At 70.3% G+C, this 13,392-nt stretch carries 10 protein-coding genes; 7 read left to right on the top strand and 3 right to left on the bottom strand.

The features are described 5' to 3' along the window. Complete coding sequence (locus ACESM1_RS26245) at positions 1 to 1,044, top strand: hypothetical protein (protein ID WP_372624186.1); 1,044 nt, start codon at positions 1 to 3, stop codon at positions 1,042 to 1,044. Between the two features lie 66 nt (positions 1,045 to 1,110). Here ACESM1_RS26245 and ACESM1_RS26240 read toward each other — a convergent pair whose 3' ends face one another. After that, positions 1,111 to 2,430 carry an aspartate aminotransferase family protein gene (locus tag ACESM1_RS26240; RefSeq protein WP_372624185.1) on the bottom strand — a complete coding sequence of 440 codons (1,320 nt, stop codon included), beginning with the start codon at positions 2,428 to 2,430 and terminating at the stop codon, positions 1,111 to 1,113. A 116-nt stretch (positions 2,431 to 2,546) separates the two neighbouring features. Between ACESM1_RS26240 and ACESM1_RS26235 the strand changes: the two genes are divergently transcribed. Next, entirely contained in the window at positions 2,547 to 4,133 is a 1,587-nt protein-coding gene (locus ACESM1_RS26235; protein WP_372624184.1) for a GMC family oxidoreductase, read from the top strand. A 344-nt stretch (positions 4,134 to 4,477) separates the two neighbouring features. Here the strand turns inward: ACESM1_RS26235 and ACESM1_RS26230 are convergent, their stop codons facing one another. Continuing rightward, positions 4,478 to 6,169, bottom strand: coding sequence for an ArnT family glycosyltransferase (locus ACESM1_RS26230; protein WP_372624183.1), 1,692 nt, complete (start codon positions 6,167 to 6,169; stop codon positions 4,478 to 4,480). 36 nt (positions 6,170 to 6,205) lie between these two features. Here ACESM1_RS26230 and ACESM1_RS26225 point away from each other — a divergent pair, with 36 nt between their 5' ends. The 4 genes from ACESM1_RS26225 to ACESM1_RS26210 all read left to right on the top strand — a co-directional run bounded on the left by ACESM1_RS26225 (position 6,206) and on the right by ACESM1_RS26210 (position 10,169). Then, positions 6,206 to 7,810, top strand: coding sequence for a UbiA family prenyltransferase (locus ACESM1_RS26225; protein WP_372624182.1), 1,605 nt, complete (start codon positions 6,206 to 6,208; stop codon positions 7,808 to 7,810). Between the two features lie 14 nt (positions 7,811 to 7,824). After that, positions 7,825 to 8,211 (top strand): small multi-drug resistant family protein, encoded by a 387-nt coding sequence (locus tag ACESM1_RS26220; RefSeq protein ID WP_372624181.1) that lies wholly within the window; start codon positions 7,825 to 7,827, stop codon positions 8,209 to 8,211. A gap of 291 nt (positions 8,212 to 8,502) precedes the next feature. Beyond that, on the top strand, positions 8,503 to 8,679 hold the full coding sequence (locus ACESM1_RS26215) for a hypothetical protein (protein ID WP_372624180.1): 177 nt from the start codon (positions 8,503 to 8,505) through the stop codon (positions 8,677 to 8,679). Between the two features lie 104 nt (positions 8,680 to 8,783). After that, complete coding sequence (locus tag ACESM1_RS26210) at positions 8,784 to 10,169, top strand: amidohydrolase family protein (RefSeq protein WP_372624179.1); 1,386 nt, start codon at positions 8,784 to 8,786, stop codon at positions 10,167 to 10,169. 48 nt (positions 10,170 to 10,217) lie between these two features. Here the strand turns inward: ACESM1_RS26210 and ACESM1_RS26205 are convergent, their stop codons facing one another. Next, a complete protein-coding gene (locus tag ACESM1_RS26205) occupies positions 10,218 to 11,666 on the bottom strand; it encodes an amidohydrolase family protein (protein ID WP_372624178.1) in 1,449 nt (482 codons plus the stop codon). A gap of 83 nt (positions 11,667 to 11,749) precedes the next feature. Here ACESM1_RS26205 and ACESM1_RS26200 point away from each other — a divergent pair, with 83 nt between their 5' ends. After that, complete coding sequence (locus ACESM1_RS26200) at positions 11,750 to 13,342, top strand: ABC transporter substrate-binding protein (RefSeq protein ID WP_372624177.1); 1,593 nt, start codon at positions 11,750 to 11,752, stop codon at positions 13,340 to 13,342. Positions 13,343 to 13,392: the final 50 nt, after the last annotated feature.

Here is a 13,392-nt window from a genome sequence, read left to right as displayed (position 1 = left end):
ATGGCGCGTCTGACGCGGAGCGAAATGAAGGGGAAGGCCCAGACCGTGCTGGGCCTTCTCGACCCGGCGGCGCTCGGCTCCACGCTGTTCCACGAGCACCTGATCTGGGACCTGACGCCGCCGCCGCTGCGCAAGGGCCCGGTGCCGCCCGGCGTGGACACGGCGCATTGGTGGAACCTGGCGAACTGGGTGGATCCGGACATCCGCAACACCACCCAGCGCGACGTCGGCATCGCCACGCGCGCCGTGGCCGAGGTGATCGAGCATGGCGGCAGGTGCATCGTCGAGCTCACCATCGGCGGCATCAGGCCCGATCCCGAGGGCCTGGCGCAGGTCGCGCGCGCGACCGGCGCCAACATCGTCATGGGCTGCGGCCACTACGTCCACGACTACCAGGATCCGCGCAACGCGGAGCGCAGCGTGGACGAGCTCGCGCAGGAGATGGTGGACGCGGTGCAACTCGGAGCCTGGGGCACCAACGTCCGCTCCGGCATCCTCGGCGAGATCGGCTGCCAGTGGCCCTGGACCGACCTCGAGAAGAAGACGCTGGCTGCCGCCTGCCTGGCGCAGCAGGAAACCGGCGCGGCGCTTCACATCCACCCGGCGCGGCACCAGGACCATCCCTGGATGCTGGTGGAGTTCCTGCGCGCGCACCGCGCGGACCTCTCGCGCGTGATCATCGACCACATCGACCGCACCATCTTCGACGACGACCGGCTGTTCCGCCTCGCCGATGCGGGCGTGATCCTGGAATGGGACCTGTTCGGGCAGGAAGGCACCTATTACGGCCTAGCCGACATCGACATGCCGAACGACGGCGCGCGCATCCGCGACATGCGCAAGGTGTTCGACCGCGGGCATGGCGAACAGGTCGTGATCAGCCACGACATCTGCCACGTGATCCGCCTCAGCGAGTTCGGCGGCCACGGCTATGCGCATATCTACAAGAAGGTGCTGCCGCACATGGCGAAGCGCGGCTTCAGCCAGGACGAGATCAACAGGATCATGGTGGGCAATCCGAAGCGGCTGCTCACCTTCGTCTGAATCGGCGGGAGGCGCTGCCTCCCGCACCCTCCACCGGGGGCCGGAGGCGGCCCCCGGACCCCGCCTTCAGGCTGTCATCATCGGGGCGCGCAGGTCGAGCCATTCCTCGACGGCGCCGACGAAACCGTCGCACTCGGCATCGCCCACCATCAGCGACAAGGCGATCATGCCGCGGCGCGCGATGTAGTAGCCGCGCTCCAGCAGGTCGAGGAACAGCAGCTCCTTCAGCTTCTGGTTGGCGGCGCCGACCTCCGTCGCGTTGCGCAGCGGCTGGTCGGTGAAGTGGAAGGCCATCATCGAACCGCGGCCGGTCACCTGCGCGGGCAGGCCGCGGCTGCGGATCGCCGCATTCAGCCGCTCCCGCAGCGCATCGCCGCGCGCGTTCAGCTCCACCGCCTTCTCCGGCGGATAGAGCTCGGATAGCGCGGTGATGCCGCAGGACATGGTGAGCGTGTTGTTGTTGAAGGTGCCGGCGTGCGGGATCGCATCCGGCCGCCTTGGATCGAAGATCGCCATCAGCGCCTGCTTCCCGCCGAACGCACCGAAGGACATCCCGCCGCCGATGTATTTTCCGAGGGTGGTCAAGTCGGGGATCACGCCCGTCGCCTGCTGCAGCCCGCCCGGCGAGAGGCGGCTGGTCATCACCTCGTCGAAGATGAGCACCGCGCCCGTCTCGTCGGCGAGGCGCCTCAGGGCAGCCAGGAACGCGTCGGTCGCCGGGATGCAGCCGCCGCCGCCGAGCATGGGTTCCAGCAGGATGGCGGCCAAGTCGGCGGCATTCTCGCGCGCCAGGCGCTCCGCGCCGGCGATGTCGTTGAACTCGCAGAGCACCGCCTTGTGGGGCACGTTCACGGGATTGCCGCCGCCGGCGAAGGTCATCAGCCCGCCATGATAGCCGCCCTGCATGGCGAGAATCGTGCCGCGCCCCGTGGCGATCTTCGCCGTGGCGACCGCGAGCAGATTGGCCTCGGTGCCCGAATTCGTGAAGCGCACGCTCTCGACCGACGGGAAGCGCTCGCAGACCAGGCGGGCAAGCTTCGCCTCGAGCAGGTTGTGTGCCGTGAGGTTCAGTCCGGTGTCGAGCGCGCGCGAGATCGCAGCGCGGATGGCGGGATGCGAATGCCCGAACAGCCCCGCCGTGTACTCCCCGATCAGGTTTACGTACTCCAGCCCGTCGGCGTCGCGGATCCGGCAGCCCTCGCCATGGACGACGGCGAAGGGAAAGGGACCGTGGTAGAGCACGCTGCGCGTGTTTCCGCCGGGCATGACCGCGGCCGCCTCCACATGCCGCGCGAGGCTCTCCGGACGACGGCGCGTATAGGTCTCACGCGCTTCGGCCAGTGCGCCCTCGAGGTCGGCGTTTCGGATCGCGTTGGCGGTGCTCATGGCCTGCCTTCCTTCCGCATCGGGCAGCCACCTTCGCAATCGTGGCGCCCCCTCGCAAGCATGGGCGCAATCATGGGCGGTTGAGCCGAGGCGGGCCCTGTGCTGCCATCGCTTCCATGGAATTCGATCACGTCATCGTCGGCGCCGGCAGTGCCGGCTGCCTGCTGGCCGACCGGCTCTCGGCTGACGGCCGCTCGGTTGCGGTGATCGAGGCCGGCGGGCGGGACCGCCATCCATGGCTGCACATCCCGGCCGGCTACGCCCGGATCCTCGCGCACCCGACGCTGACCTGGGGCTACCGCACAGCGCCAGATCCCGCGACGGCCAACCGCGCCCTCGACTACCCGCGTGGGCGCGTGCTCGGCGGCTCCTCCGCGATCAACGGGCTCGGCCATGTCTGGGGTGACCCGTCGGACTACGACCTCTGGGCGCAGAAGGGCTGCACCGGCTGGTCCTGGTCGGACCTCGCGCCGCACTTCGCCGCCTATGAGCGTGCCGAGGAGGTCGGCCCCCACCGGGGTCGCGACGGCGCGCTCTCGGTTTCGCACCTGGCCGAGGTTCCGCCGCTGGTGGCGCGCATGCGCGACGCGGCCGCGGCGATCGGGTTGCCGACGCCACGCGACATGAACGGACCCGTGAGAGAGGGCTTCTCCACCTTCCAGCAGACGCGCCGCGGCCGCGCGCGCCATTCGGCGGCCAGCGCCTTCCTTCGCCCGGCGCTCAGGCGGGGCGTTGCGCTGTTCGACCGCGCCCTCGCGCTGCGCATCGTCGTCGAGGATGGCCGGGCAGTCGGCGTCGCCATTCGCCGCATGGGGGCGGAGCAGGTGATCCGGGCACGCAGCGAGGTGATCCTGTCGGCCGGTGCCATCGGCTCGCCGCAGTTGCTGATGCTCTCGGGGTTCGGCCCCGCGGAGCAGCTGCGCGACCTCGGCATCGCCGTGCTGCGCGACGTGCCCGCCATCGGGCAGAACCTGCAGGACCACTACATCGCGCGCCTTACCTACCGGCTCTCGGACCATCGCTGGTCGGCCAATCGCCGTATCGCGTGGCCGCGGCTTGCGGCCGAGGTTTCGCGCTGGCTGCTGCGCGGCGACGGCGTGCTCACCTGGTCGCCCGGCATGGTCGCCGTCTTCGCCCGCACGCTGCCAGGCCTCGAGGCGCCTGACATCCAGTTCAACGGCGGTCCGGTGTCCTGGGAGGCCGGCCGCATCGGCGTGCCGGAGCGCAGCCCGGGCCTGACGCTCGGCGTCTGGCAGACGCGTCCGCTCTCGCGCGGCAGCGTCGCGCTGGCCTCGCCACGGCCGGAGGATGCACCGGTGATCGCGCCGCGGTTCCTGACCGCGCCGGAGGACCGGTCAGCGATCGCCCGCGGCATCCGCCTCGCGCGGCGCTGGATGGGGGCGGCGCCGCTGCAGGGGATCGTGGTCGGGGAGGTCAGTCCCGGCGTAGCGCTCCAGACCGATTCTGAACTTGCGGACTTTGCGGCAGCGACCGGCGGCACCGTGTATCACCCCTGCGGCACCGTGCGCATGGGCACGGCCGGGAGTGGCGCGCCGCTCGATCCCGAGCTCCGGCTGCGCGGAATCGAGCGGCTTCGTGTCGTGGATGCGTCGGTGTTTCCGGACATCCCGGTCTGCAACATCAACGCCACCGTGCTCGCAGTGGCACATAAGGGCGCAGGGCTGATCGTTGGCCGTCCCTGACTGCGGTGGTGGCCGGCACCGGCACACCGGCGTCCACGGGAAGCGGGGAGAAGGTGAGTTGTAGCGCGACGATCTGGATGGCGGCCGTAGTGCCTCGTCTGGAAATGCTCCCGGGCCGGAAGGCCGTTGGACATAGGCGCGGAGGACCTCGCCGGTCCTCACCCCGTCCAGCACGAGGGGTGCGATGAAGCCGGTGCTGCGCAGGCCGGCGAGGAAGGTGGTGGTGCGCCCGTGGCCGTCGCCTTGGCGTGCCGCGAGGCCGCGTGGGCAGGCGCTTGGCCGGCCCATCGCCAGGCTCGCAAGGGCCGGATCAGCGAAGCGCCCGACCGGCGAGGGGAACGGCATCACCGCCCGGACGGCACGTTGCCCTGGACGCTGCGGCCGATGATCGGAAGGTCGATCGAAAGCCTGGACTCGGCCGGTGCGACCTCGTTCGTGTTGCGGTAGATCCGAAGCTCGCGATCCTCCTCTGGCTGGTTGCTGCGCACTGGAATCCGCGCGACCTCGACGAACCGGGGGGAGCGCAGGACCCGCTGGAGGCGGTCCATCACCTCCAGGTCGGTCCAGAAGTCGGACTGTGCGACGATGTGGGTCGCGCCGACCCGGTCGAGCAGCGCGCCGATCTCCTCCTCGCTCAGTGAGCGCTGGGTGACGCCGATCTGCCGCCGCACGGAGATGCTCAGCAGCAGCTTGTCCGCGCGCACCGTGAAGATGTCCGGTCGGCGATCGGCATTGGCTCGCATGCTGAACACGAACGACCCGTCGCGCTTCCCGGAGAAGACGACGATGGCATTCGGCGGCGCGTTCTGCCCGATCCATTCGGCTGCCTCGCGATAGCCGTCATGGAAGGGCACCGGCACACGCCAGAGGGTGATGGCGGCGGTGGCAGCGAGCAGCCCGGCCGCAGCAGGTGCCGCCAGCCGCGGCGCGCGCGGCAGCGCCTTGGCTGCGATCCCGGCCGCGATGAGGAATGGCGGCAGGAGCAACGTGGCGTGCCGCGCCTCCTTCAGGTCTATGTAGGAGAGGAAGACGTAGCCGATGCCGATCCAGCCAAGAAGGAGGGCGAGGTCGGCCCGGTGCGCGGGCCCGTCAGCCCCCTCCGTTCGCCGCAGCGCCAGCAGCAGTCCCGCCAGCGATGCGGCGAGCAGCGGCCAGCCCAGCAACCCCGGCAGGGCGCGCGCGTACCAGGTCCAGCCCTCCAGGGTCCAGCGCGCCACCGGGGCGTCCGGGATGGAGGTGACCGACTGCAGATTGGCGGCGCCGAACTTCAGCGTCAGCAGCACGGCCGGCGCGAGCGCGACAAGGAAGGCCAGCGCCGCAAGCCAGTGCGCGCGCCGCGTCAACGCCCGGCGCGGGTCGGCCGCCAGCAGCATCAGCCCCGCCACCGGGATCAGGAACACGGCGCTGAACTTCGTGTAGATGGCGCAGAGCAGCAGGAACAGGCCGAGGGCCAGCCGCCAGACCGGTCCGCCGGCGGCGTAGCCACGCAGCATCAGCATGGCCCAGACCGCGAAGGCCATGCTCGGCACTTCCAGCATGACCTGCCGGCCCCACAGGGCAATGCCGGGCGCCGCCATCGCAAGCATCGCGACCGCCAGCGCCAGGCCCGGCCCCATGAAGCGCCGCGCCAGCAGGTGCAGGCCGACTGCCAGCACCACGTAATGCGCGAGCACGGCGCCCAGCGCTACCGCATGGGAGAAGCCGAACACGGCGAAGATCACGGCGGATATTGCGTAGAACAGCGGCGGGTAGAATAGAATGGTCAGCGCCGGGTACTGGACGTAGTACTGCATCGCGTAGCCGACCGGGTCCCGCCACGGCATCGCCGCGACCAGGTCGCGGACGAACACCCCGTTCAGGCCGTGGCGCGGGGCGTCGCTCCACCAGAACTCTCCCGCCGTCGGCGCAGTCAGGAACAGCAGCACGGCCCCCAGGAGCGCCGCCAGCAGAACGGCCAGCAGTTCAGCGAAGCGGGCGGCGCCGGCCGTGCCGGCAGCCGCCTCCCGGCGGATCGTGGAGGTTCTAGGGGCGCTCATTGCTCCTGTCCGGGCTCCTGTCCGGAAGCCGGATGGATGGCTGCCGGTTCGCCAATATCCACCAAATCCCCACTTCGCTTCTCGCGCGTGGCGTTATTCTCGCATAGAGAGCGGTATGGCGTAAGGCATCACGGCCGCGGAGGTCAGCGCGTGCATCAGCAGATCGAAGGGGCCGCACCGGTATCGGGTGCGGCCGCTTGCATCGACTTGCCCCTGTGCGTGGACATGGATGGGACCCTGCTGCGGGTGGACACGCTGCATGAGGCCGCCCTTAGCGCCGCCATGGCCGGCCCGGCGGCATTGCTGCGCCTGTTGACTGCGCTGCGCCGCGGAAAGGCCGCGATGAAGCTTGCCGCGGCCGAGGCCTGGACCTTCGACCCGGCAACCCTGCCCTACAGCCGGGCCGTCCTGGACCATCTGGAACAGGCGCGCGCGGCCGGGCAGCGGATCGTCCTTTGCACCGCCGCACATCATCGCATCGCGGACCGGATCGCCGCGCATCTCGGCCTGTTCGACGAGGTGATCGCCACCAGGGGCGACGACAACCTGCGCGGCGCACGCAAGGCCGCGGCGCTGGAGGCGCGCTTCGGCCACCGTGGCTTCGTTTATCTCGGCAATGACGCCAGCGACCTGCCGGTCTGGAGGTCCGCCGCCGGCGCCATCGTGGTCAACGCGCCGGGGCACGTGCGGCGGCGGGCCGAGGCGCAGGGCCTGGTCCTGGCGGTGCTGGAGGACCATGGCCCTGGCGGCAGGCCGCGGGCGATGCTGAAGGCGCTGCGGCCGCACCAATGGCTGAAGAACGCGCTGTGCCTCGTGCCGCCCCTGGCCGCCGCGGATCTCGGCCTCGCCGGCTGGGCCGGGGCGCTGACCGCGATGGCGGCCTTCTGCCTGATGGCGTCCGGCATCTACGTGGTCAACGACATCTCGGACCTGGCTGCCGATCGCGCCCATCCGCGGAAGTCGCGCCGTCCCTTCGCCAGCGGCGCGATCGGGGTCGCGACCGGCATGATGATGGCGCCGCTGCTGATCCTGGGTGGGGCGCTTCTGGGATGGATGGCCGGCGCCCTGCCCATCCTGCTGGCCTATGCCGTTGCCTCGATCGCCTACAGCCTGGTGCTCAAGGAGCAGCCGCTGGTGGACGTGTTCATGCTGGCCGGCCTCTACACCATCCGCCTGTTCGGCGGTGGCGAGGCGAGCGGGCACCCGGTTTCGCTCTGGCTGCTCGGCTTTTCGGGCTTCATCTTTCTCAGCCTGGCGTTGATCAAGCGCGTCTCGGAACTGCAGCGCCTGCAGGCGAAGCGGGGGGGCTGGGCGGCCCGGCGCGGCTACATGGCCGAGGACGCTGCCATGCTGCAGACCTTCGGCGCCGGCGCCACCTTCACCTCGGCGGTCGTGCTGCTGCTCTACGTGCAGTCGGAGACCGCCTCGCTGGCCTATGCGGAACCGGCGTTGCTGTGGGCGGCGGTGCCCCTGCTGCTGTTCTGGCAGTGCCGGCTCTGGCTCTCAACGGCACGCGGCTACATGCATGACGATCCGATCGTCTATGCGTCGCGCGACTGGGTCTCCTGGGCGGTGCTGGCCTGCCTCGGCGGCGTGGCCGTCCTGGCCTGGGCGGGCCTGCCGGCGGCAGTCCGCGGGTGACGGGAGGCGATCGGGTGCAACTCGGAACCACGCTGCTGGCCATGATCGTCGGCAGTGTCGCGATGTCGGCGCTGGCGCAGGTGCTGCTGCGCTTCGGCATGAGCCGCCCGCCCGTGCAACTGGCGCTGTCCGAGGGCGGGGCCTGGCCTGTGGCATGGGCGATCGGGACCTCGCCGGGCGTGGTCGCGGGCCTCGGGCTTTACGGTGTCGGCGCGATCGTCTGGCTGTTCGTCCTTGCGCGGGTGCCGGTTTCCCTCGCCTACGCCTTCGTCTCACTCGGCTTCCTGCTGACCATGGCGCTCGGCTGCCTGGCGCTGGGAGAGCCGTTGACGGCAAGGAAGCTGGCCGGGACGGCGCTGGTCGCGCTCGGCGTCTGGCTGGTGGCGACAAGCGGAGGCTAGCGTCACACTTCGCGCAGGTGCGGCCTCCCCCGTCGATTGAAACAGACCTGGCTTCATACCAGCCGCGAGGGTGACCTTCCTTCCGATACGGCCGCGGGGCGACCTGTTGGAGAACTTTACAACTCCATGGCCCGGTGCCGACGGCCAACCCTACAAAGTACTGAAATGATGTTTTTTACGCCCGCGGCATCAACTTTGCTTGACGCTTCCATACTGCGGCTGACGCCGACAGCGGGTGCCGGGTCGTCCGGCACTTGCCGGCGCCCGCCCGGCGGGAGCGATGACAAGACGATGCCGACCGAAACCCTGGTGCGCGTGGCCGATGCCTTCTTCACCCTTGCCCTGCTGCTGATGGCGGTCCTCGGCGTCGTGCTCGCCTGGGCGATGGGCAACCTGCGCGAATTGTCCTACGCCTTGCTCGCCGTGGCGCTGGTCGCCCCCGCCGTTTACCGGATCCGGGAGAGCTGAGGCCGGGGCGCCGGGCCCTGCTTTCCACGCACCGCGACGTCCGCGGTGCCGCCGGGCGCCAACCGGTATAGACTTGCCCGATCCAGCACGGAGGGGGTCGGGCCATGACGGTCGTCATCCACAGCACCACGGTGGTCACCGGCGACGCCGACGGCGCCATCCACCATGACGCCGCCATCGCCATCGAGGGTCGCCGCATCGCCGCCATCGGCCCGAGCGCCGAGATCCGCGCCCGCTTCCCGCAGGCCGAGCAGGTGGATGGCACGAACCGCGCCGTCATGCCCGGCTTCGCCAACACCCACACGCATTTCGGCCTGACGCTGGCGCGCGGCGTCTACGAGGATCTCTCGCCGCCGCACAAGCCGCCCTTCTGCGGCGGCCTCTCGCCGCTGCCGCTGCCGCCCCTCACAGCCGAGGAGAATGCGGTGATGTGCCAGCTCGGTGCGCTGGAGGCGATCCGCAGCGGCACCACGCTGGTGCTGGAGGACGGCTTCAACATCGAGAGCTACGCGCCGCAGATGGTCGCCACCGGCCTGCGCATGGTGCTCGCCGAGCGCGCCTGGGACCGCGAGGGTGCATCCATCGGCGACCCCACGCCCTTCACCGTCTCGGAACGCCTCGCCGAGGCGGGGATCGCCCGCATCGAGCGGCTGCATGCGCGTTGGCACGGCGCGGGCGAGGGTCGGATCAGTGTCGGTGTCGCCGCCTGGGCGCCCGACATGTGCTCGCCGGAGCTGCTGCGCCGGTTGCGTGCATTGCAGCAGAAGCTGGACACGCTCTGCACCATCCACCTCAACCAGATCTGGGGCGAGGTCGCGGCGGTGCAGGCGCAGCGCGACGGCATGCTGCCCACCGAATACCTCGCAAGCCTCGGTTTCCTGCATGACCGCCTGGTCGCCGCGCATTGCCGCTGCATGGAACACCGCGAGGAGAAGCTGCTCGGCGCCGCCCGCGTCTCGGTGGCGTTCAACTCGGCGATCGCCGCGCGCCGCGGCCTCAGCCCGCGCATCTCGGTGCTGGAGGCGGAGGGCTGCAACATCGCCATGGGCACCGACAACATGGCGGAGGACATGGTGGAGGTGATGCGCACCGGCCTGTTCATGGAGCGCATCCGCCGCGAGGATGGCCGCCAGCCGACGCCCGAGCAGGCGCTCGCCTGGGCCACGCGCAACGGCTACCGCGCCTGCGGCGTGCCGGATGGTGGCTGGCTTGCGCAGGGCAACCGCGCCGACCTGATCATGATCCGCACCGACCGCGCCCATCTGGTGCCGCTGATGCGCCTGGTGTCCGGCTTCGTGCACCAGGGTCAGGCGGCGGATGTGCAATCCGTCATGGTGGACGGGCGCTGGATCATGCGCGAGGGCGAAGTGCTCACGATGGATGAGGCGCACATCGTCCGCGAGGCCGACCGCATCGGCCGCACCGCCTGGGCCAAGCTTTTCGCCGAGCGGCCGGACCTCGAAGTCCCGCCCGGCTTCGCCCAGGCGTGAATGGCGCCGGCTCCCTCCGCCGCAGGGGGCGGAGGGAGCCGCACGCGCTCAATGCACCGGCAGCGATAGCGGCGCGATCGTATCCCCATCGCGCCCGCGATAATCGTGCTGCGACGCATCCCGCAGCATCCGCGCCTGCGACTCCGCGAGGATCCCCGCCGCTTCCGAGGTGTCCAGGAAGACCGGCCGCCCGTCGGCAAACACGCATCGCCCGTCCACATAGACGCGCTTCACCGCCCGGTCGGCGGCGTGGAACACCAGGCTGCGCAGCGGGTCGCGTGGCGGCGACATCAGCGGGTGGCGCGTGTCCACCAGCACGACATCGGCGCGCCCGCCCGCCGCCAGCCGCCCGAGATCCGGACGCCCGAGCGCATCGGCGCCACCGATGGTGCAGGCGTGGAACACCGCCGAGGTATCCGCCGCCGAGATGTCGCGCACGGCGTTGCGCGCCAGCAGGATCGCCAGCCGCATCTCCTCGATCAGGTTGTGCGGCGCGCAATCCGTGCCCATCGCCATCCGTACGCCGCGGGCGGAATACTTCCCGAAGTGCTTCAGATGCTCGCCATAGCGTGCGAAGGGCGAGGGGCAATGCGCCACCGCCACGCCGTGCTCCGCCATGAGCGCCAGGTCGCGCGCGCCATGCCAGCCGATCGAGGGATGCTCGTCGAGGAAGATCGCATGGCCGAGGATGGTGCGCGGCGTCAGCAGCCCGAGGCGTGCGGCGAACTGGATCGAGGTCTCGCCGTGCCGGCGGATCATCTCCCGCACCTCCACCACGGCCTGCGAGATATGCGTGGTGAAGGGCCGCCCGGTCTCCTGCGCGAAGGCGATGGAATCGCGCAGCAGATCCTCCTCCACGGTGTCGATCTGCGCCGGGAAGACGATGCCGGACAGCCGGCCGGAGGGCTCCGCCTCGACCTCCGCCATCACCGCCTGCGCCCGCTGGAAGCCACGGCGGCCGGCCGCCTGGTCCCATTCCCAGGTAACCGTCTGCGGCGCCTCCATGCCCCAGCGCGCGCTGGCGTAGCCGGGCCCGGCCCAGACGCGCATGCCGCTCTCCCGCATGATGTCCATCCAGCCCTCGAAGGGGCTGGTCAGGTCCACCACGCTGGTCACGCCGGCCGACATCAGCTCCGCATAGGCCAGCCGCATCGCCGCCTGCTGCCCCGCGCGGTCGAGCCGGAAGGCCTGCAGACGTTCGAACAGGCCGGTCATCTGCTGTTCCGGCACGCCATGATCCTCGCGCACGCCGCGGGTTGCGGGCTCCGTCGTCGGATGGGTGTGCACGTTGACCAGGCCCGGCATCAGCAGCATGCCGCGCCCGTCCACCACCTCCGCGCCCTCGGGCAGTGGTGCATCGTCGGCGTGCTCGGCGATGGTGGCGATGCGGCCCTCGCGCAGCAGCACGTCCACGCCACGACGATAGGCGTGGCCCTGCGTCACCGCATCCCAGGTTACCGCCCAGTCAAGATTCCGGAACAGCGTCGCACCCGTCATTGCCCAATCCCTCCACCGGTCACGCGAAGCTTGAACCGTGCCGCGCGCGACGTCTACGCTGCGTTGCGGGAGAGGCAGAGGAGATGATGAAGATGCGTCGGCGCGACATGATGGGGGCGGCGCTGGGTGCGCCGCTGGTGCTTTCCGCTGCGGGCCGGGCGGCCCGCGCGCAGGCCGGGCGGAAGGTGATACGCTCGGTGCCGATCGGCGATCTGCGCGCCCTCGATCCGATCTGGACCACCGCCTACATCACCCGCAACCATGCCTATATGGTCTGGGACACGCTGTTCTCGCTGGATGCGCAGAACCGCCCGCAGCCGCAGATGGTCGGCGCGCATGAGGTCAGCGGCGACGGGCTGACCTACACCTTCACGCTGCGCCCAGGCCTGCTCTGGCACGACGACACGCCGGTGCGCGCCGCCGACTGCGTCGCCTCGGTCCGCCGCTGGGGCATGCGCGACGGCATGGGGCGCGTGCTGATGAGCATCACCGACGACCTCTCGGCGGTGGATGATCGCACCTTCCGCCTGCGCCTGAAGCGCCCGGTCGGTTTCGTGCTGGAAGCGCTCGGCAAGATCGACAGCAACGTCCCCTTCATGATGCCCGAACGGCTGGCCAGTACCGCGCCGAACACCCAGGTCACCGAGATGATCGGCTCCGGACCCTTCCGCTTCGTGCGAGAGGAATGGGTGCCGGGCGTGAAGGTGGTCTACGAGAAGTTCGCCCGCTACGTACCGCGCGACGAACCGGCGAGCCAGGCCGCCGGCGGTAAGGTGGTGAAGGTGGACCGCGTTGAATCCATCTACACGCCGGATGCCGCGACGGCGGCGAACGGCCTGGTCGCCGGCGAGTTCGACCTGCTGGAATCGCCCGCCCCGGACCTGGTGACGATGCTGCAGCGTTCGCGCGGCGTGCGCGTCGCGCCGAACGATCCGCTCGGCTACCAGCTCTTCACCGTGCTGAACCAGCTGCACCCGCCCTTCAACGATGTCCGCGCGCGGCGCGCGCTGATGGGCGCGATCAAGCAGTCGGACTACATGAACGCCACCGCGGGCGACCGCACGCCGTGGCGCGAATGCGCCGCGCTGTTCGGCTGCACCGCCGACGAGCCGGCGCAGTTCGACACGCTGGGCTGGCCGGAGCAGGATCTCGCCAAGGCGACGGAACTGCTCCGCGCCTCCGGCTATGACGGCCGCCCGATCGTGGTGATGGATCCCGCCGACAACGCCGTCCTGCACCCGCCGGCACTGCTGACAGCGGAGGCGCTGCGCAAGCTCGGCGCCAATGTGGACCTGCAGGCGATGGACTGGAGCGCACTGGTGCAGAAGCGCGCCTCGAGGGAGCCGCCGGCGAATGGCGGCTGGAACGTCTTTACGACCAATGCGACGATCACCGGAATTTCGAACCCGCTGCTCAACACCTTCGCGCGGCATTGCGAGGCCGCCTGGTTCGGCTGGCCCTGCGACCAGCGCGTCGGCCAGCTCACCGAAGCCTGGACCTTCGAAGCGGACCCGGCGAAGCGGACCAGCATCCTCAAGCAGCTGGAGAAGCTGCACAACGAGATCGTCACGCTGATCCCGCTCGGCCAGTACCGCAGCGTCATCGCGCATCGCACCGAGTTGCGCGGGGTGCTGCCGGGACCGGCGCTGTTCTACTGGAACCTCGAGAAGGGCTGATCGCGCCGGCGTGCATGCGGCGTCGTGCCGATGATTCGCTGAAAGCGAAT

Origin of the sequence: Falsiroseomonas sp., from assembly GCF_041690465.1 — a bacterium.
Lineage (GTDB): Bacteria > Pseudomonadota > Alphaproteobacteria > Acetobacterales > Acetobacteraceae > Falsiroseomonas.
This window is presented reverse-complemented; position numbering and strand designations above follow the sequence as displayed.